At 66.8% G+C, this 19,428-nt stretch carries 21 protein-coding genes; 5 read left to right on the top strand and 16 right to left on the bottom strand.

Annotated features, from left to right (window positions below; translation table 11 throughout):
* The 13 genes from X803_RS0106610 to dacB form a co-directional block, all read right to left on the bottom strand.
* Positions 1 to 846 (bottom strand): Rossmann-like and DUF2520 domain-containing protein (locus X803_RS0106610; protein WP_051470535.1); only part of this gene is annotated, 846 nt, incomplete at its 3' end.
* The gene (locus X803_RS18280) at positions 833 to 2,371 is read right to left on the bottom strand and encodes a PH domain-containing protein (protein ID WP_084033490.1); all 1,539 of its coding nucleotides are present in this window, start codon (positions 2,369 to 2,371) and stop codon (positions 833 to 835) included. The genes X803_RS18280 and X803_RS0106610, both read right to left, overlap by 14 nt.
* Positions 2,368 to 2,880: a PH domain-containing protein gene (locus X803_RS0106600; RefSeq protein ID WP_026544529.1), complete on the bottom strand. Its 513-nt coding sequence runs from the start codon at positions 2,878 to 2,880 to the stop codon at positions 2,368 to 2,370. The genes X803_RS18280 and X803_RS0106600 overlap by 4 nt, the downstream gene beginning before the upstream one ends.
* The gene (locus X803_RS0106595; RefSeq protein WP_026544528.1) at positions 2,873 to 3,364 is read right to left on the bottom strand and encodes a DUF3180 domain-containing protein; all 492 of its coding nucleotides are present in this window, start codon (positions 3,362 to 3,364) and stop codon (positions 2,873 to 2,875) included. The genes X803_RS0106600 and X803_RS0106595 overlap by 8 nt, the downstream gene beginning before the upstream one ends.
* 7 nt (positions 3,365 to 3,371) lie before the next feature.
* On the bottom strand, positions 3,372 to 3,866 hold the full coding sequence (gene folK, locus X803_RS18275; protein ID WP_035778151.1) for a 2-amino-4-hydroxy-6-hydroxymethyldihydropteridine diphosphokinase: 495 nt from the start codon (positions 3,864 to 3,866) through the stop codon (positions 3,372 to 3,374).
* Positions 3,863 to 4,246, bottom strand: coding sequence for a dihydroneopterin aldolase (gene folB, locus X803_RS0106585; RefSeq protein ID WP_026544527.1), 384 nt, complete (start codon positions 4,244 to 4,246; stop codon positions 3,863 to 3,865). The genes folK and folB overlap by 4 nt, the downstream gene beginning before the upstream one ends.
* A 7-nt stretch (positions 4,247 to 4,253) precedes the next feature.
* Entirely contained in the window at positions 4,254 to 5,159 is a 906-nt protein-coding gene (gene folP / locus X803_RS0106580; RefSeq protein WP_026544526.1) for a dihydropteroate synthase, read from the bottom strand.
* A gap of 14 nt (positions 5,160 to 5,173) precedes the next feature.
* Entirely contained in the window at positions 5,174 to 5,791 is a 618-nt protein-coding gene (gene folE, locus X803_RS0106575) for a GTP cyclohydrolase I FolE (protein ID WP_084033488.1), read from the bottom strand.
* Positions 5,792 to 5,827: 36 nt separating this feature from the next.
* Positions 5,828 to 7,933 (bottom strand): ATP-dependent zinc metalloprotease FtsH, encoded by a 2,106-nt coding sequence (gene ftsH, locus X803_RS0106570; RefSeq protein WP_026544524.1) that lies wholly within the window; start codon positions 7,931 to 7,933, stop codon positions 5,828 to 5,830.
* A 187-nt stretch (positions 7,934 to 8,120) separates the two neighbouring features.
* Positions 8,121 to 8,672 carry a hypoxanthine phosphoribosyltransferase gene (gene hpt, locus X803_RS0106565; protein WP_026544523.1) on the bottom strand — a complete coding sequence of 184 codons (552 nt, stop codon included), beginning with the start codon at positions 8,670 to 8,672 and terminating at the stop codon, positions 8,121 to 8,123.
* A 15-nt stretch (positions 8,673 to 8,687) separates the two neighbouring features.
* Positions 8,688 to 9,770 (bottom strand): tRNA lysidine(34) synthetase TilS, encoded by a 1,083-nt coding sequence (tilS, locus tag X803_RS18270; protein ID WP_051470534.1) that lies wholly within the window; start codon positions 9,768 to 9,770, stop codon positions 8,688 to 8,690.
* Positions 9,746 to 10,867 carry a zinc-dependent metalloprotease gene (locus tag X803_RS0106555; protein WP_035778150.1) on the bottom strand — a complete coding sequence of 374 codons (1,122 nt, stop codon included), beginning with the start codon at positions 10,865 to 10,867 and terminating at the stop codon, positions 9,746 to 9,748. The genes tilS and X803_RS0106555 overlap by 25 nt, the downstream gene beginning before the upstream one ends.
* 59 nt (positions 10,868 to 10,926) lie before the next feature.
* Positions 10,927 to 12,351 carry a D-alanyl-D-alanine carboxypeptidase/D-alanyl-D-alanine endopeptidase gene (gene dacB, locus X803_RS0106550; protein WP_051470533.1) on the bottom strand — a complete coding sequence of 475 codons (1,425 nt, stop codon included), beginning with the start codon at positions 12,349 to 12,351 and terminating at the stop codon, positions 10,927 to 10,929.
* A 191-nt stretch (positions 12,352 to 12,542) separates the two neighbouring features.
* Between dacB and X803_RS0106545 the strand changes: the two genes are divergently transcribed.
* The 5 genes from X803_RS0106545 (at position 12,543) to X803_RS0106525 (ending at position 16,106) form a co-directional block, all read left to right on the top strand.
* Positions 12,543 to 13,109 carry an inorganic diphosphatase gene (locus tag X803_RS0106545; RefSeq protein ID WP_026544520.1) on the top strand — a complete coding sequence of 189 codons (567 nt, stop codon included), beginning with the start codon at positions 12,543 to 12,545 and terminating at the stop codon, positions 13,107 to 13,109.
* A 10-nt stretch (positions 13,110 to 13,119) separates the two neighbouring features.
* Entirely contained in the window at positions 13,120 to 13,614 is a 495-nt protein-coding gene (locus X803_RS0106540) for an RDD family protein (protein ID WP_026544519.1), read from the top strand.
* A gap of 102 nt (positions 13,615 to 13,716) precedes the next feature.
* The gene (locus tag X803_RS18265) at positions 13,717 to 14,652 is read left to right on the top strand and encodes a WXG100 family type VII secretion target (RefSeq protein ID WP_035778148.1); all 936 of its coding nucleotides are present in this window, start codon (positions 13,717 to 13,719) and stop codon (positions 14,650 to 14,652) included.
* The gene (locus tag X803_RS18260; RefSeq protein WP_051470532.1) at positions 14,649 to 15,437 is read left to right on the top strand and encodes a hypothetical protein; all 789 of its coding nucleotides are present in this window, start codon (positions 14,649 to 14,651) and stop codon (positions 15,435 to 15,437) included. The genes X803_RS18265 and X803_RS18260 overlap by 4 nt, the downstream gene beginning before the upstream one ends.
* A gap of 42 nt (positions 15,438 to 15,479) precedes the next feature.
* A complete protein-coding gene (locus tag X803_RS0106525) occupies positions 15,480 to 16,106 on the top strand; it encodes a hypothetical protein (RefSeq protein ID WP_035778159.1) in 627 nt (208 codons plus the stop codon).
* A gap of 12 nt (positions 16,107 to 16,118) precedes the next feature.
* Here X803_RS0106525 and X803_RS0106520 read toward each other — a convergent pair whose 3' ends face one another.
* The 3 genes from X803_RS0106520 to X803_RS18255 all read right to left on the bottom strand — a co-directional run.
* Complete coding sequence (locus tag X803_RS0106520) at positions 16,119 to 17,765, bottom strand: dipeptide ABC transporter ATP-binding protein (protein WP_051470531.1); 1,647 nt, start codon at positions 17,763 to 17,765, stop codon at positions 16,119 to 16,121.
* Positions 17,749 to 18,627 carry an ABC transporter permease gene (locus X803_RS0106515; RefSeq protein WP_026544516.1) on the bottom strand — a complete coding sequence of 293 codons (879 nt, stop codon included), beginning with the start codon at positions 18,625 to 18,627 and terminating at the stop codon, positions 17,749 to 17,751. The genes X803_RS0106520 and X803_RS0106515 overlap by 17 nt, the downstream gene beginning before the upstream one ends.
* Positions 18,627 to 19,428, bottom strand: an 802-nt coding sequence (locus X803_RS18255; RefSeq protein WP_035778147.1) for an ABC transporter permease, incomplete at its 5' end; no start/stop codon positions are given. The genes X803_RS0106515 and X803_RS18255, both read right to left, overlap by 1 nt.

The raw sequence follows: 19,428 nt of genomic DNA, 5'->3' as shown, positions 1-19,428 counted from the left end.
CGCAGCGAGCCGGGTGTAGGCGGCCCGGATGTCTCCCGGGGCGTCGGCGAGTGCGGCAGCGTGCGCCGCCACCGTTCCGGCGTCGCCGCGCGCAACAGGACCTGTCAGTGCGCCTTCGCCGGCGGCCAGCGCGTTCTCCAGTGATGCGCGCATCAGCGGTCCCAGCAGCCGGTCGGGCTGCTCCACGCCGATGGCGCTGAGCAGCTGGGTGGACTGCGCCGCGATGGTGACCAGGTGGTTCGACGCGTGCGCCAGCGCCGCGTGGTAGAGGATCCGGTCCTCCTCCGCGATGACCACGGGCTCGGCGCCCATCTCCACCACCAGGGCCTGGGCCACCGGAAGGACTGCCGAGGGTGCGGTTACTCCGAAGGTGCAGTCCGGGAGCCGGGTGAGGTCCAGGCTCATTCCGGTGAATGTCATTGCCGGGTGCAGCGCCAGCGGAATTGCACCGAGCTTCCGCGCGGGTTCCAGCACCCCGGTACCGAACCGCCCCGATGTGTGGGCCACGAGCTGGCCCGGCTGCCAGGCTCCCACAGCGGCGAGGCCGGACACCAGGTCCGGCAGGGCGTCGTCGGGCACTGCCAGCAGGACAAGTTCAGCCCGTTCAATGATCTCGGGTATCTCAAGGAGCGGTACACCGGGGAGCAGGTTTTCGGCGCGCTCACGGCTCGCCTCGGACACGGCCGAAACTCCGACGACGGCGTGTTCCGCAGCGCGCAGCGCGGCTCCCAGGACGGCCCCCACGCGGCCGGCGCCGATCACGCCGACGCCGAGCCTTCCGGGCTTGGCGGGCTTCCGCCGCGCACCGCCCGGGCGCGGACTGACCGGATGCTCAGAAGCGTTCATGGGCTGATCCTTCCTGGTAGGACGGCGGTGGGGGCATGACGGGGGTCTCGGGGGCGGTGCCCGGATCACCGGCCGGTCCTTCGACCGTCACCGGGCGCATCCACTGTTCGGGGCCGCTGCGGCGGCGGGCTTCGGCCGCCCGTTCGGCCTGTTCGGAGAACAGCCGCCAGGCGTCCTCCTCGGCGACCTGGCGGACGCGGGGGGACACGGGACCCGGTGTGGTGTGGAAAACGAGGTCCGCTACCCCGAATCTGCGGGCGAGCGGCCCCTGGTGCAGTGCCAGCGACTGCGTGCGTTCGTGGGGTACGACGGCGAGCTGCCGCCACCACGCGCCGGACCGCGCCAGCAGCGCGGTGCGGGTGACGGCGACACCGTTGCGCCGCCAGGCCAGCGGTGCGATCAGGCGTGCACGCCACGGGGTGGTTCTGAATCCGGCGTCGGGACCCTTGCCGGCGAGTCCGGCGGAGAACACGTCGACCGGCGTGTCCGTTCCCGGATCGGGAAGGACCAGCGCAATGACCTGCAGGACCTCGTCCAGGGTGCCCACGGGAAGGAGGGTTGCCCGCGCCTGCGCTTCACCGCTGGCGGAGGCACCGTAACCGGCCACGTTCACGGTGACCTTGTACCAGCCCTTCAGCCGCCACAGCGGGGACTGGACCACGCCGACCGCCTGCACGCGGCCCGGCGGCACGGTCTGGGTCCGGGTGTCCAGCAGTCCGTACCGGATCCGGATGCCGTCCGGTGAAATGGCCGCTCGGAAGTTGAAGCCGGTATTGAGAACGTTCCAGTACCCGCCGATCACCCCGATCAGGATGGGGATAAAACCCGCGAGCAGGGCGCCGGTGTCCAGCACAACGGCGAAGAGGACCACACCCACCAGTCCGAGAAGCACGGCCACGGTGTTGCCGGAAAGCGCTGCCGCTCCCAGGACGCGGGCGGGGGTGAGGGACAGCACCTCCCGCTCGGGCGCTTCGGGGATGTCCTGCGGGTGCTCCGGGTCCACGGCCACACCCGCCGCGCGCGCCAGGATGGTTGCGCGCAGCCGCTGGGCCTCATCGAGTTTCAGGAAGGCGAGGCGCACCGCCGACTCACCGGCGTCGGCAACATCGAACTTGAGTTCGGCGAGGCCGAAGACCCGCGCCAGGAAGGGCTGCACCACGTCAATGGCCTGGACGCGGTCCAGGCGCGCCTGCCGGTGCTGACGGAAAACCACTCCGGAGTTCACGCGGACGTGTTCCTCGGTGACCTGGTAGCGGGTGTAGTACCAGGACAGGAAGAATCCGGCGGCGATGAGCAGGACAACGCCGAGCACCACCGCTATCGCCAGGGCCAGGTTGGCCGGACCGTCGCCGCGGAACCCGCGGGAGTCGCCGATCAGGAACCCCTCGAACCAGTCGCGGCCGCCGAAGAAAATCAGTGCTGCGAGCGCAATCCAGCCACGAACCAGTGGGGAGATGATGTGGACGCGTTTCCATTCGTCCGTCGGTGCCTCGGGCGGCGCCGGAAGAGGTTCGGATCCGGTCACAGCCCTGCCAGTTTCGCTTCACCGCGAGCCGAGAGCTGCTCGCGCAGGCGCGCTCCCTCGCTGGAAGGAAGCCCCGGGATCTCCGCGTTGGTTCCTGGCGAGGCGGTATGGAGCTTGACCGTGCACAGGCCTAGTGCCCGTTCGATCGGCCCCACAGCGACGTCCACGTACTGCATGCGCCCATAGGGCACCACCATGGTGCGCTGGAAGAAGATTCCCTGGCGCACGAGCAGGTCCTCATTGCGTTCGGCGTAACCGATGGCGCGTACCTGGCGGGGCAGCAGGAGCCCGCGCCAGGCGGCGATGATGATGACGACGGCGGGAAGCAGGACTGCTGGCAGCAGCGGTAGCCGATGAAGTACTCCTGCCAGCAGCAGGATGAGCGGGACCGAGAAGATGAGCAGGAAGATGACGCTGCCGATCGCCCATCCGGCCAGGCGCACCCTGAGGTACTTCGGGGAGACGCGGGTCCATTCAATGCCGGCCGGGTCTATCGGCTCCCTACGCATACTCCCCCTCACCGCTCTCCCTCGCCGTGCCGGACCCCGCCTGGTCATCCGGCGGAAGCCTGCAGAAGCTTTCCACAATCAATCCGGTTCCAATCATGACTATGCCACCCACCATCAGCGCCAGCGAACCCCACACCGGTCCGAGGTTGCTGCGCACACCGACCAGGCTCAGCTGGTCGGCCAGGATGCCGATGTGCCATCCCGTGGTCAGTGCACCGGCGTAGGCTGTTGCCTGCGCCAGCACCACCGTCCGCGCCGCGAGGATGGGATCCAGCGCGCGCTTCCGGTTTCCGGCGCGCCACCGCTTCACCCGGAACCCGAAAATCAGGGTCACTGCGACGACGGCGGCGATAGTCAGGAGCGAACTGAGCGGCAGCGACGGCGTGGGGTAACCGTTGCGGGTGGCCCACCAGTTGATCAGCCAGCCCAGGGCGCCGAAGACCAGCCCGATAAGGACAAGCCAGGGAATTCTGATCGAGCCCACGGCTCCCTCAGGCCCCCTCGAACGGTATGAGTCCGGGAAGGTCCTCTGCCTGACGGGCGAGCTCTGTGACCGGACGTCCGGAGAGGGTAGCTGAGCCGTCCATCCAGGCCCACGGCTGCAGCACGAAGGCGCGTTCCGCTGCCCGCGGGTGCGGCAGGGTCAGCTTGTCGTCGTCGGACACGAGGTCCCCGTAGGTGATGATGTCGACGTCGAGGGTGCGGGGTCCCCAGCGGACGGTGCGGACGCGGTGATGCGCGTTCTCCACAGCCTGGCAGTGTTCGAGGAGTTCATACGGGCCGAGATCGGTTTCAACCTCGATGACCATGTTGAGGTAGTCCGGCTGCTCCGGGCCTCCGACGGCCTTGGTCTGCACGATCGGAGAGACTTCCCGCAGGCGGACGTGGGGGGTGTCGACGAGATCCGCGACGGCGAGCGAGAGGGTGTCCCGGCTCTCGCCGAGGTTGCTGCCAAGGGCGAGGATGGCGCGGACGGTCCCGCTCATGTCCGCTTCCGGTAGATGGACACGGACACATCGCCGAACGGAACCTCGATGGGAGCCTTCGGTTTGTGGACGGTCACTTCAACGGCATCGACCGCGAAGGACGCCAGGATGTGCCCGGCGATCCGCTCGGCGAGGGCCTCTATCAGGTTCAGCGGCTCACCGGTGATGAGTCCGGTGACCTGTTCCGCGAGCTCACCGTAGTGCGCAGTGCGGGTCAGGTCATCGCTCTGCCCCGCCGGCCTCAGGTCCAGATGGAGCACCACATCGACAACGAAGGGCTGTCCGTCGCGCCGCTCGTGGTCGAAAACCCCGTGATGCCCGACGGCGGTGATTCCCGTCAGCGCGATCCTGTCCTGCCGTGGGACGAGACTGGCGGTCATGGCCTGCCTACCTGGTCCAGGCTGCGGCGACTTTGACCGCGTCCAGGTTGGGCGCGACGTCGTGCACGCGGACGCACCAGGCCCCCTGGGCGGCAGCGAGGGCGGACACGGCCACGCTCGCGTTTCCGCGTTCTCCGGGCGCGGCGGCCTTGCCGGCCGTGGTGAGCAGGGTTCCCAGGAAACGCTTGCGGGAGGCGCCGATCAGGATGCGGTGCCCGAGAGTCTGGAAGCGCTCCAGCGAGCGAAGCAGGGCCCAGTTGTGATCGTCCTTCTTCGCGAAGCCGATTCCCGGGTCGACGATGATCTGGTCCGGGGAGACACCGGCTGCGTAGAACTTGTCCCGGATGGCGGTGATCTCGGTGATCACGTCCTCGACGACGTCGTCATAGTTCGCCAGTGAGTCCATGGTCTGCGGGTTGCCGCGCTGGTGCATGAGGACGTAGTGAACGCCGCGCTCCGCTATGAGCTCAGACATGGCGGGATCGAAGTCGAGGCCGGAAACGTCATTGACGATCGCCGCACCTTCATCGATGGCCTTCGCAGCCGTGTCGGCGTGCATGGTGTCGACGCTGACCAGCGCACCCGCTTTGACCAGTGCGGCCACCACCGGAATGATGCGCTTCTGCTCTTCCGCTACCGTGATGCTGTCCGCGTTGGGGCGGGTGGATTCCCCGCCGACGTCCACGATGTCGGCTCCCGCGTAGTGCATGCGGAGTCCTTCTGCGATGGCGTCATCGGTGGAGGAGAACCTGCCGCCGTCGCTGAAGGAGTCCGGGGTGACGTTGAGGATTCCCATCACCAGCGTCCGGTCGGTCGGCAGGTCCTTGAAGGACTTGCGGACCCGGGTGGGCCGCAGGACGGGGAGAGGTGAGGTTGCCGGTCCGGTTCCTGGGGCTGCCGCGAGTGAATCCATAAATCTGCTGTGTCCTATCTTCCGAGTATCAGGCTCATGGCCTCGGCGCGTGTGGCGGCGTCGCGCACCTGTCCACGCACTGCCGAGGTGACCGTTTTGGCTCCTGGTTTACGGATGCCGCGCATTGACATGCACATGTGCTCACACTCAATCACCACGATTGCGCCCTTGGGCTGCAGGTGGTGCATCAATGCATCGACAATCTGGGTGGTGAGCCGTTCCTGCACCTGTGGCCGCCGCGCGTAGATCTCCACCAGGCGTGCCAGCTTGCTCAGGCCGGTGACCTTTCCGTCTTCCGAGGGAATGTAGCCGATGTGCGCTGTGCCATGGAAGGGCACGAGGTGGTGCTCGCAGGTTGAGTAGAACGGGATGTCCTTCACGAGGACAAGTTCCTCATGATCCAGCTCGAAGGTAGTGGAGAGGACGTCCTTCGGATCCTGGTGCAGCCCTGCGAAGAATTCCGCATAGGCCCGGGCCACCCGCTTCGGGGTGTCCAGCAGACCGTCCCGCTCGGGATCCTCGCCGATGGCAGCGAGGATCTCACGGACTGCCCGCTCGATTCTCGGCTGATCCACCTTGGAACCACTCGCCGCCAGGGCGGCATCGACCATCTGGTCGTCAAAATCGGTCACGCCAAGCATCCTATCCCGGCCCGGTGAGCCGTCCTGCTAGTCGTTACGAGGCCTGCCGGGACCGGAGGGGCCGGAATCCCTCGACGTGCCGGTGGTACCACCCTTGTTGTCCGGCTCGGTTTCCGGCTCCGGCAGGGAGCCGGAACTGACATCGAAGTCATCGGGGAGGTTGGCGTCCGCAATCTGGTCCTGCGGAGAAACGTCCTCCGGGTTGGGCTCGCCGGCTTCTTCGGCTTCCTTCCGCTCCTTGTCGGTGACCACCGGGGGCAGGGAGTGTACCGGCCTGCTGTCCTTCGACAGCCAGATGCTGCGGGCGTCGCGTTTGCGGATATCAGAGAAGACCTCGGCGATTTCGGCCTGGTTCAGGGTCTCCCGCTCGAGGAGTTCAAGGGCAAGCCGGTCCAGCACGTCACGGTTCTCGGTGAGGATTGCGTAGGCCTCGTCATGGGCGTTGTCGACCAGCCGGCGCACTTCCTCGTCGACGATGTAGGCAATGTGGTCCGAGTAGTTCCGCTCATGTCCCATGTCGCGGCCGAGGAACGGCTCGCCGCCGCCCTGCCCCAGCTTCACGGCGCCGATGCGCTCGCTCATGCCGTATTGGGTGACCATCTTGCGGGCGGTCGCCGTGGCCTTCTCGATGTCATTCGAGGCACCGGTTGACGGATCGTGGAAGACGATTTCCTCCGCCACGCGGCCGCCCATGGCGTACGCGAGCTGGTCGAGCAGCTCATTGCGGGTGATCGAGTACTTGTCATCCGCCGGCAGCACCATGGTGTAGCCCAGCGCCCGTCCGCGCGGAAGGATGGTGACCTTGGTGACCGGGTCGGTGTTGCGCAGGGCTGCGGCAACGAGCGCGTGACCGCCCTCGTGGTACGCCGTGATTTTCCGCTCCAGTTCCTTCATGACCCGGCTGCGCTTCTGCGGACCGGCAATGACACGGTCGATGGCCTCGTCAAGGGCGCGATCATCGATGAGCTGCGCGTTGGAACGGGCAGTCAGGAGCGCGGCCTCGTTCAGTACGTTTGCGAGGTCCGCACCCGTGAAACCGGGGGTCTTCTTGGCGACGGACTGCAGGTCAACGCCGGGCGCCATCGGCTTGCCCTGTGAATGGACCTGGAGAATGCGGTGGCGTCCGCTCATATCCGGTGCCTCGACACCGATCTGGCGGTCGAAGCGGCCGGGGCGCAGCAGTGCCGGGTCCAGGACATCGGGCCGGTTGGTGGCGGCAATCAGGATGACATTGGTGTTCGCGTCGAAACCGTCCATCTCGACGAGGAGCTGGTTCAAGGTCTGTTCGCGTTCATCGTTGCCGCCGCCCACGCCGGCGCCGCGGTGACGGCCGACGGCGTCGATCTCGTCAACGAAGATGATTGCCGGGGCGTTTGACTTGGCCTGCTCGAACAGGTCGCGGACGCGGGACGCACCGACGCCGACGAACATCTCAACGAAGTCGGAACCGGAAATCGAGTAGAACGGCACACCGGCCTCACCGGCGACCGCACGGGCCAGGAGGGTTTTACCGGTTCCGGGAGGGCCGTACAGGAGCACGCCCTTGGGAATCTTGGCGCCGAGGGCCTGGAACTTCGCCGGCTCCTGCAGGAACTCCTTGATCTCGTGGAGTTCCTCGACTGCCTCATCTGCGCCGGCGACGTCGGAGAACGTGACCTGCGGCATGTCCTTGCTGATGAGCTTGGCCTTGGACTTGCCGAACTGCATCACCTTGGAGCCGCCGCCCTGCATCCGGCTGAGCAGGAACCAGAAGATTGCACCGAGGATCAGGATGGGAAGGATCAGGCCGAGGATGCTGGTGAACCAGTTGTTCTCCACCGGCTGGTCAGTGAAGCCCTCCACGTCCGAGGTGTTGATCGCTTCGACGACGCCCTCGGCGCGGGCGGCGCTGAAGAAGAAGGAGACGCTGCGGCCGAGGTCCTCATAGTCCTCGCGGAGCGTGAGGTCCACGCGCTGTTCGCCGTCGTAGATCTTTGCCTGCTCCACCTGGTTGTCGGCAAGGAGTTCCAGCCCGACGTTGGTGTCCACGCGGGCACCGCTGGTGTTGAACACTGAGGGCAGGATGACCAGAAGCGCGGCAACGGCCAGCACGATCCAGAAGATCGGTCCTTTGAAGATGTTCTTGAATTTCATTCAACTCAGGGCTGACCGCCCTGTCCCTCCTGCTTAACTGCCAAATAGCCCTGATCCGTTCGGCGCATCGCCCAGTGCGGTGCGCGCCAACGGTAATACCAGCTTTACATTCCCTGCAGAATCCACGCACATGGGCGGCGGAAAGTTCCCTCTGGGCGTACAGGCTCAGGCCCTCGGCCGGCGGGATCTACTCGTAGACGTGCGGTGCGAGGGTGCCGATGAAGTCGAGGTTGCGGTACTTCTCCGCGAAGTCCAGGCCGTAGCCCACCACGAATTCGTTGGGGATGTCATAGCCGACGTACTTGACGTCGATGTTGACCTTGGCGGCGTCGGGCTTGCGCAGGAGGGTGCAGATTTCCACCGACGCGGGCCCGCGGGACAGCAGGTTGGCCTTCAGCCAGGACAGCGTGAGGCCGGAGTCGATGATGTCCTCGACGATCAGCACGTGCTTGCCCATCAGGTCCGTCTCCAGGTCCTTGAGGATCCGGACCACGCCGGAAGACTGCGTGCCCGAACCGTAGGAGGACACGGCCATCCAGTCCATGGTGACGTGGGAGTGCATGGCACGCGCCAGGTCTGCCATGACCATCACGGCGCCCTTGAGCACACCGACAATCAGTACGTCACGGCCGGCGTAATCGCGGTCGATTTCCGCGGCCAGTTCCTGCACCCGTTGCTGGATCTCTTCCCTGGTGTAGAGAACGTGCTTGAGGTCGGCCTGGACGTCGTGTGAATCCACCAATTACTCCCGGATTTAGAGATTTTTCCTAAGGACAAGACTGCCATAGCTTGGGTCCCCTTGGGGAACGCCGGCGCCCCGGACCTGCCGGTACGCGCTGACGTTGCCGCCGAGCTGCACCGGGCCCGCGGAGCCGGCACGTCTCAGGAGGTTTTCTGCGGCCAGCAGGCGCTCAAAACTGGGCTGGACTCCGCCCAGTTCGACGACGGCGAGCGCCAGGACCCGCTGCCGGAGCGCAGGCGGCAGGGCACGCAGTCCCTCCTCGGACAGGAGGAGGGCTCCGGCGTCGTGCCCTTCTTCCGCAGTACCGGGTGCGGGAACGCGGAGCCGGGAGTATTCCGCCGCGGCAAGCTCCTCGAGGTAGGCCGCGTCCTGGGCGAGGATCCGCGACGTGCGGTAAAGGGATTCGGCAATGCCGGGTCCCAGTGCGTCTTCCAGGTAGGGCAGCACCTGGGTGCGGACGCGGGAGCGGGTCAGCGCGGGGTCGGCGTTGGTGGGATCGTGCCAGGGGTCGAGCCGGCTGAAGCGGCAGATCTCTTCCGTCTCGATGCGCCGCAGCGCAAGGAAGGGGCGCAGGTAGGCGCCCCTGCGGGCCGGCATGCCGCTCAGGGACCGGGTCCCGGAACCCCGGGTCAGCCCGAGCAGAACCTGCTCCGCCTGGTCATCAAGGGTGTGGCCGAGGAGGACGGCGGCGACGGCGTGCTGTTCCATGGCGGCGTCCAGCGCCCGGTAGCGGGCGGTCCGCGCAGCGGCCTCCGGCCCCATGCCCGCGGTTGCCACCTCCACCCTGCGCACGTCCACCGGGTCAAGGTCCAGCGTCACCAGCTGCTGCCGGGCATTTTCCGCTACCGCCGCGCTGTCGGGCTGCAGTCCATGGTCGACGACGACGGCGCCCACCCGGTAGCGGCCGATCTGCGCGAAGTACGCAGCCGTTGCTGCGAGCGCCAGGGAGTCCGTGCCGCCGCTGCAGGCAACCAGGAGGAGTGATCCTTCAGGAATCTGCGCGTCGTCCAGGGCGGCGCGGATCAGGTTCCTTGCGGTACCTACCGTCGGGCTGAGGCGTGGCCGGCGGCTCACAGCCCCATCCGGGTGATCCATTCCCGGGGTGCGTGGATTTCCTTCTCGGTGGGCAGGTTTTCGGCGCGCTCCCAGACCCGGTTGAAGCCCTCCATGCCCACGGCGTCAACCACAGCCCGGACAAAGCGGGCGCCGTCGCTGTACTGGCGCATCTTGGCGTCCAGGCCCAGGAGGCGGCGGATGAACTTTTCCACCGGCCCGCGGGTCTTGCCCCGGGCGTTGAAGCGCCGGCGGATGGTCTTCACGGTGGGGACGATGCTGGAATCGACGGCGTCCATCACCACGTTCGCATGCCCTTCGAGCAGGCTCATCACGGCGGTGAGGTGGGAGAGCCTGGCCCTGTCTTCCGGCTCCTGCAGCAGGGACAGGATCCCGCCGTCGCTCGGGGGCACGCCGTCGTCGTCGTTCTCCCTGCCGGTGTGCCCGCCCTTTGAGGGAAGCGACTTCAGCGCGTTGGCGAGCCGCTCGGCAAGGCCCTCGGCCTTGTCCGCCAGCCCCACGGTGAGCTCCGAGATGTGCTCCATCATGTGGTCCCTGAGCCACGGCGCGGCGGCGAACTGCACCCGGTGGGTCTGCTCATGCAGGCACACCCAGAGCCGGAAATCGGCGGGCTCCACGTTCAGCTCACGTTCCACGGACACGATGTTGGGCGCCACCAGCATCAGGCGCCCGCCGGGACCGCGGGAGGAGGCGACAAACGGATCGTACTGGCCCAGGACCTTGCTCGCGAGGAACGCGAGGATGGCGCCCATCTGCGCTCCCGTCACCGCTCCGCCGAGGGCGGCGTTCGCCGCTTTCAGCTGCTCCGCCCGGGTCTCCACGAGGTGCCCGATCGCGGGCGCCATCAGTGTCTTGAAGCTTTGCGTGTTCGCTTTGGCCCAGGAGGCGCGGTCAACGATGATGAGCTCGGAGTCCCGCAGGTCCCGCGCTGCCTCGAGGCCCGTGATCCGGTGGACGTGCTCCACGGAGAGGTCGGCGAGTTCGCGGAGGTTCTCGACGACGGCCTGCACCTCACGGGCGCTCAGCTTCGGCCCTGGAGGGGTCAGTTTCGCCGCGCTGGTCGCAGCCAGCTCCCAGTTGACGAGTTGCAGTGGGGTATTGCTGTCCATGGTGGCCATTCGATCACACTAGTCTGGGAGGCCGCCCGGATGCGCGCGGGGGCCTGAAGTGTGCCGGGTCAGCGGCAGCCGCAGGTTGCGAGGACGGCTGCTGCCGCGTCTACCGCCTCACGCGCCGGCTCCGTGGTCCCGTCCAGACCGCCGGCAATGAAGGAGAATACCAGCAGGCGGCCGTCCGCCGACACCACGTGGCCGGTCAGGGCCGTCACCGCGTTGAGGGTTCCCGTCTTCGCGCGGACCACGCCGGCTCCGGCGAAGGTGGGGGCGGCGTCGTCGTCATAGCGGTCTGCCAGCGTCCCGGAAAGGCTGGCCACCGGGAGTCCGTGGAGCACGTGCCGCAGGTCCCGGTTATCGGAGCGGAGCAGGGTGCGCACCACATCGGCGAGCTGCTGCGGGGAGACGCGGTTGCGCGGCGACAGCCCTGCGGCATCGCCCAGCACCAGACCGTCCACCGGCACGCCGAGGCCCGTGATGACCTCGGCGATGGTTTCGAGTCCGCCGCCGAAGGACGCCGGTTTGCCGCTCGCCTCCGCAGCCAGCCGTGCGAGCACCTCGGCCAGGTAGTTGTCCGAGGTCAGGAGCATGTGTTCGACCTGCTCCTCGATGGTGGCCGACTGCACGGCCGCCAGCTCCACGGCGTCTGTCCCGGCGGGCATCCGCTCGATGCCCTCCTGGACCTGGACGCCGGCTGCGATCAATGCCTCCCGGAACGAGGCCGCGGCGGCCAGGGCGGCGTCAGGAGCCCTGGCCCCGGACTGCCCGGACTCATCGACCCAGGAGGAATTGATTGCAAGGGGGTAGATCGGCGCGATCTCCCCCGCGTCCACGTCACCCGGCTGCCAGCTGGGGTTCAGGACATCACCGACAAAGAGCGAGTCGTCGAGGACGAGGCGGTAGGCTGCGTCGCCGTCGAGCTCTGCAGCGGCCTCTTCAGCGAGCGTGGTGAGCCCCGCGTGGCCCACCACGCTGTCGGGATCGGACCGGCCGGATCCCAGCAGCACATCCCCTCCCCCGCGAAGCACCAGCACGCCCTCGGCACCTGCGCCCCCGGCGAGGACGGACGTGGTCAGCCGCGATTCTGGATCAAGCTTTGCCATCGCGGCCGTGGCGGTGAGGATCTTGATGTTCGACGCCGGGAGCTGCGGTTCGCTGCCTGACTGGTCGAAGAGCACCTCACCGCTCAGGGCATCCAGAACGACGCCGGCAACCGGCGTACCGCCCGGAACCTCCAGCACTGCAGTCAGCAGCGGAGCAAGAACCTCCGGCGTCGGGACCGGAGCCCGCGCATCAAGCCCGCTGACGAGGGCGGGCGCAGCGACGCCGTCGGGAGCCTGCTGAATGGACGGTGTCTCCGGTTCCGCGTCGTCTGGAGGCGCAATGAGCCCGGCAACCTGCGGCCCGTAGTGAAGACCGAGCGGGACCGCCAGCACACCGAGCGCCAGGGCAAGCAGGAAGGCGGTGAACACCCTGGCGCTGCGCTTCATGGGCCCCCTCGGCGGAAACTGGATCGGCGGCCGCCTGAGGTCATGAATCGATGATGTCGGCGGCGGCCTATATCTTTAACAGTAGATCGGGGCCCGGCATGGCGAGTTCGTCTCGACTGATCTCTCGCGCCGCAGCCCATCGAAGGTTCCATCCGCTTGCTACCAGCTGACTGCAGGAGTCCCACATGGCCATAACGCTCGACGTCACCATCGAGATCCCCAAGGGATCACGGGTCAAGTATGAAATCGACCACGAAACGCACCGCCTCCGCCTGGACCGCGTGCTGTTCACCTCCATGCAGTACCCCACGCACTACGGCTACTTCGAGAACACCCTCGGCGAGGACGGCGATCCGCTGGATGCGCTGGTGATGCTGCAGGACTTCGACCTGATCCCGGGAGTCCTGGTCGAATCACGCCCCATCGGTGTCTTCAACATGGTTGATGACGGCGGCGGCGATGCGAAGGTGCTCTGCGTCCCGGCTGACCCGCGCTTTGACCACATCCAGGACCTCGGGGATGTCTCCAAGTTCCTGCTCGATGAAATCGAGCACTTCTTCCGCAAGTACAAGGACCTGGAGCCCGGCAAGTGGGTGGAAGCCGCTGACTGGGAGGGCCGTGAGGCTGCGGAAGCCGAAGTTCAGGCGTCGCTGAAGCGGTTTGAGGCGCTCGGCGAGCCCAGTGAAGAGGATGAGCCGCAGGGCCGCGCCGTTGACGCCGACGCCGAAAACGCAGACGTGGAACCGCAGGGCCGGTAGCCGCTCTCCCGTGAACTCATCGACCGAACAGAAGCCCCTGCCCGCCCGGCGCGGGGGCCGGTTCGCTGACGGTACGCCCTATGTCGAGGCCACGGGCGGGCAGCGGATGGGCAAGTACGCGCTCGACGTCGTCGTGATCCTGGCGCTGTTCGTGGTGCTGTTCTTTGTCCTGGCCATCGCGCTGGACGCCGCGGGCGTATCCAGCGAGTCCGGTGCCGGCATCGCGCTGCCCAGTGCGTATGCGCTCAGTGCCCTGGGCTACGGTTTCATCGCCGGATTCTCACGGACCCTCGGCGCAAAAGCGGCGGGGGTCCGCAACCTGCGCTACCGGGACGGCAGGCCGATGGGCCCCTTCCAGAGTGCCTGGCGCACGCTGCTCCTCGCCCTGTTCTGGCCAGTGATCCTGATTGTCATGCTGGGAAGCCTGTTCAGCGGATCGCCGGGATTCGCACCCAACATCTCCCGTGCCCGCCACTATGTCGTAGCGGACGTGCGCTCCCGGTAGCTACCGGCACCGCCGGTTCATGGGGAGCCCTGCCCATGGCACAGCGGGATGCAGTCCCGGTAGGTTCGGGTGCTGTAGCACCAGTCTCAGCAAAGGGCCCCCATGTCGGAAACTCTCGGCGCCAACGTCGAACAGCTGGAAAGCCTTGCCGAGCGTTTCTCCTCCTCGGCCGAGACGCTTCGCGGCATACGCTCCACCCTGAGTGTTGGTGTCATCAGCAATACAGGGTGGCTGGGTCCGGACGCGGATGCACTGCGCGCTTCCTGGGACAGCCACCAGATGGCCATCATGCTTGCCGCCAACACGCTGGACCGGGGATCACGGGAACTGCTGGAGCAGGCCCGGCAGCAGGAGGAAGCGAGTGACGCCGGCTCCGGCGCCATCGGCGGATCTCCGGCCGTACCGGGTCTTCCCGGCCGGCCTGCGGGGCACACCCCGGATGAGGACTTCTCCATTTTCGAGGCTTTGGGAGAGGTGATCGGCTTCGGTGCGGACGCGTGGAAGCCGTTCAAGTTCCTCCGCAGTGCCGAGCAGTTCCTCGCCAACGCCAGGATCCTCGACCTCACCGACATGCGGAACATCTCGCTGGCCACCGAATTCCTGGACGAGAGCTCAAAGCTCACCAAGTGGTCCCGCTTCGCCGGGCCGCTGCTCGCTCCGCTCGGCATTGCCGGGGGTATCCACGATGTGTTCAATCCCGAACACGAGGGGTGGCGCGGCGTCGGCGACCGACTGGCCGGCGGGGTGGGCGCCTTCGCCTCCGGCGGTACGCTGCTTCTCGCGGCCGGCGCGCTGGGGCCGGTGGGGGCCGCCGTCGTCGTGGGTGCCGGTCTCGCGGCGGGCGCCTGGGCACTCGGAAACTACGTCTACGACAACTGGGACAACATCACGCAGTGGTCATCGAACGCGTGGGATGCCACCACCGACTTTGCGGGAGATGCCTGGGAGGGCGCCACCGACCTGGCCGATAGTGTGACTGAGGGCGTCGGAGATTTCGTCGAGGATCCGATCGGATCAATTGGAGGATTGTTCTCGTGACCGCACAGCCGATCGAGTGGACCACCCGTGACCTTGAGAGCGCCCGCAAGGTTCTTGCCCTCACTCCTGAAGAGAGCCAGGGCCTGCCCACACTGACCGACGAGGAAATTGTGGCGCTCGACGGAATTGAGCGCGAGCAGTTCGTGGCGTTGCCGTTCCTTGAGAAGCATGAGGAGCAGAAGTATCTGGCCGCAACGGTGGCACTGCGCAGCCTCATGTCCAAAGGCATCGCGTTTCCCGTGGTGGAGGAGGGGTACAACGAGCCCACCCGGCTCAACGCGAATGAGCGCGTCACCGGCATCATGACCCTGCGCCGCACGGCGAGCCGCATTGTCACCGGGCAGCGGACCTCACAGGCGGGGCGGCACTGGCTGTTCGCCTACCTCCACGATGAACTGGTGCTCGAGGAGGAAGTGAACGACGGCGGCATCCACGCCTTTGTGGTCTACCCGGCCTCCCGGCTGGCTGAGCGCCTCGCCGTCCTCGGCGACCCGGAGAACTGCGCCGCCGCTGACAGTAGTCCCGTGGTGCTGGAGCAGACAGCGTTTGAGGAGGCCGGAGCGCCGCTGCTGGCGCAGAGCCGGGCGGTCACGGTCTACACCGGGGCGTCCGGCGGTCCCGAGACCTTCACCAACCTCACCGTCTATTCAGCGCCGGACTCGGTGAAGACTCTTACCGCGGAGAAGGCCGACGGCGCGGTGACGTTCACCATCACCGGCGTTTCTGCGCCTTCGCTGCGCGCTGCCCTGCAGTCCGTGGTGGACGCCCCCGCCGAATCAACGTAAATCGGTTGATTCCGCCCTTCGCTCAGTCATACTGAGGTCATGCTGTTCGTGGTGACCATCAACCAGCGCGACTCACGCGAGGTGGGCGACCTGGTGCCCGAACTGCTGCGTGAATTCCGGTTTGTCGACACGGTTCTGCCGTTCCAGCGGTCCGTCGGAGATGAACTGCAGGGCGTCGTGGACAGCGCCGCGCTGGCCGTTGATGTGGCGTTGAAGGCGATCCGGTTCCGGCGCTGGCACGTGGGAATCGGCGTCGGCGAGGTGCTTCCGCCCATCCCCGAACGGATCACCGACGCCGAGGGGTACGGGCTGGTGTACTCACGCAGGGCAGTGAACCGCGCCCAGAAGACGGGCGAGCGGATCCCGCTGGCCGTCGAGGGCCCGGACGCGGAGATCGCCGCCGAAGCCGAGGCCGTCCTGCGGCTCCTGGGGCAGATCGTCTACACCCGGACCGACGCGGAATGGAATGTACTCGATCTCATGACCCCGGGTGCCCGAGGTCAGCAGAAACTGATCGCCCAGGAATTGGGCATCACCACCCAGGCGGTCAGCAAGGCGGTCATCCGCTCGCACTGGGTGGAGGAGTGGGCCACGCGGCCTGCAGCCGCGCGCCTCCTCGGCCTGGTGTACGGGCCGGCGGCACTGCCGCCGGCCGCACTGGCCTACTAGCGCCTGCGGGGTTCACCCCACGAGCGAGGCGCCCGGAATAGCGCTGAGCAGCTCCCGGGTGTAGTCGGACGACGGCGACTCGAACACTGCATTGGTTGCCCCCTGCTCCATCACCCTGCCCCTCTTCATGACCACCACGTTGTGGGCGATCTGGCGCACCACCGCGAGGTCGTGGGTAATGAACAGGTAGCTGAGCCCAAGCTCTGTCTGCAGGTCGGCCAGCAGGGTGAGGATCTGCTCCTGCACCAGCACGTCAAGGGCTGACACCGCTTCGTCGCAGATCAGGAGCTCCGGGTGGAGTGCCAGTGCCCGCGCGATGGCCACCCGCTGGCGTTGGCCGCCCGAAAGCTCATTCGGGCGGCGCTGGGCGACGGTGCGCGGGAGGGCAACCTGGTCGAGGAGCTCGGCCACGCGTTCCTGCCGGCTCCGCCGGTCGCCCACCTTGAAGATGCGCAGCGGCTCATCGATCAGCTTCTCGATGCTGTAGGTCGGGTCGAGTGATCCGTACGGGTCCTGGAAGACCGGCTGCACCCTGCGCCGGAGGGCCCGCCGCTGCCGTCCCCGGCTCGAGGTGATGCCCTCCCCATCCACCAGCGCGGTACCCGACGTGGCCGATTCCAGGCCGAGGATGATCCTCGCGACTGTTGTCTTTCCCGAGCCGGACTCACCCACGATCGCCGTGGTTGTCCCGCGCTCCACGGAGAAGGAGACGTCGTCGACTGCTTTGAGGATGCTGCCGCGCTGGCCGCGGATCTTGAATTCCTTCACGAGGTGTGACACCTCGAGGATCGGCCCCGGCTGCACTGCGGAACTGCCCGAGGCAACGCGCACCGCCGCAACCGCCGTGGGTGCCGCTGCCACCAGCCGCTTGGTGTACTCCTCCTGCGGGTTGAGCAGGATCTCGGCGGGCGTCCCCACCTCAACGATCCGGCCCTCGGACATGACGATGATCCGGTCGGTGCGGTCAGCGGCGACGCCGAGATCGTGGGTGATAAACAGCAGGGAGGTGCCGTGTGCATCCACGAGGGTCTGCAGGTGGTTGAGGATCTGCCGCTGGACGGTCACGTCGAGGGCAGACGTGGGCTCATCGGCGATCAGGAGTTCCGGCTCGCGGGAGAGTGCAATGGCAATGAGCACCCGCTGGCGCATGCCCCCGGAAAACTCATGGGGATACTGTTTGGCCCGGCGTTCCGCTTCCGGAATGCCGGCCTCGGTCATCAGCTCAAGCACGCGCCGGTCGATCTCGGCCTTACTGCGGTTCCCGCTCGCTGCGAGGCCGTCGGCGATCTGTGCACCGACGCGCATGGACGGATTCAGGTTGGAGGCCGGGTCCTGCGGCACCAGCGCGATGCGCCGCCCCCGTATGGTGCGCATGTGCTGCTCTGAGGCCTTGCTGAGGTCCTCGCCGTCGAGGAGGATCGATCCCCCGGTAATGTGCCCGTCGCCGGGCAGCAGGCGGAGGATCGAACCGATAATGGTGGACTTGCCCGACCCGGACTGCCCCACAATGGCAACGCGCTCCCCCGGGCGGATGTCGAAACTTACGCTGTGCAGCACCGGTTCCGGGTTTTCCCCGAACGTCACTTCAAGCCCGCGCACTGACAACAGGGCCGGTGCATCGGCGGTTGGAAGGCTCACTGGATTACTTTCTGCTGGCATTGGTGGGATCGAGGGCATCGCGCAGTGCGTCTCCGAACAGGTTGAACCCCAGGCAGATGAGCACGATGGCGAGGCCCGGGAAGATCGCTGCTGTCGGTGCCCGGGAGATGTACTGCTGTGCGTCCGAGAGCATGATTCCGAGGCTCGGTGTGGGCGGCTGGATGCCGAGGCCGAGGAAGGAGAGCAGCGCCTCGCCGATCACGGCAACGGGCATGATGACGGTCGCCTGCACAATGATCGCGGACACGCAGTTCGGGAGGATGTGGGAGAAGATAATGCGGAAACCGGAGGCGTCCATGGTCTTTGCACCCAGCACAAAGTCGGTTTCCCTGATGCGCAGCGTCTCACCACGTACCACCCGGATCATCGTAGGAATCTGGGCGATTCCCAGTGCGATTGCCGCGTTGGTGAGACTTGGTCCGCTGATTGCGGAGAGTCCGACGGCGATGATGAGGAACGGGAACGCGAGCGTCACGTCGGTGAGCCGGGAGATGATGCCGTCCAGTCCGCGCCAGTAACCGGCAAGGAGACCCAGCGGGGTTCCCACCGCCACGGCGAGCAGCACCGACAGGAACCCGACCTGCAGGGAAACCTGGATGCCGAACAGCATCCGGGAAAAGACGTCCCGGCCCAGATCATCGGTGCCGAGGATGTAACCGACGGTTCCCGGGTTCTGGAACGGTGCGTCGAAGTGCACCTCTGCGGGCCCGTAGGGTGCAATCAGCGGCGCGAGGAGCCCGAGGACCATGACAATCGCGAGCATGATCCCGCCGGTCAGTCCGAGCGGGCTTCGCAGCAGCGAGCGCCAGATACGGCCCCGTGCCGAGCCGAGTCCGGGATTGCGGACTTCTACGACCGTCATCAGCTTTTTCCTCCCACGCGGATCCGCGGATTAATGACCGAGTACAGGATGTCCACGGCAAGGTTGATCAGGATGTAGCCGACGGTGATGAGGAGCACCACGGCCTGGATGACGGGATAGTCACGGGTGAAGACGGCGTCCAGAGTCAGCTTGCCGAAGCCCGGAAGTGCGAAGATCCGCTCGGTGACGACCGCCCCCGAAATGAGGCCGCCGAGCTGCAGGCCGATGATGGTGACCACCACGATCAGCGAGTTCCTCAGTCCGTAGCGGAAGAGAACGCGCGGCCGGCTCAGGCCCTTTGCCCGGGCCGTCCGGACGAAGTCCGTCTTCATGGTTTCGATCATCGACGCCCTGGTCTGCCGCATGATGACGGCCGCCAGGGAGGTCCCGAGAATGATCGCCGGCAGGGTCAGATGGTAGAGGCCCTGCAGCGGATCGCTGGTGATGGGAACGTAGCCCGATGCCGGGAACAGACCCAATGCCACCGAAAGGTAGAGGATGGCGAGGATCCCGAGCCAGAAGTTCGGCACGGACAGGCCGATGAGCGCGAGGCCGTTGGCCATCCATTCCGGCCAGCGCCCCCGGAACCGTTCCGCGATGACTCCGAGCAGCACACCCACGATGACCGCGACCACGATTGCGTAGGCAGACAACCAGAGGGTGACGGGCAGGGTGGCGGCGACGAGGTCGGTGACCTGAGCGCCGGTCCTGGTGGACTGGCCGAAGTCACCGCGGATCATGTTGCCCATGAACTTCACGTACTGCACGATGATTGACTCGTTGAGCCCGAGCTGCTCGCGG

The sequence above is a fragment of the Arthrobacter sp. 35/47 genome, assembly GCF_000520475.1.
Classification (GTDB): Bacteria; Actinomycetota; Actinomycetes; order Actinomycetales; family Micrococcaceae; genus Arthrobacter_D; species Arthrobacter_D subterraneus.
This window is presented reverse-complemented; position numbering and strand designations above follow the sequence as displayed.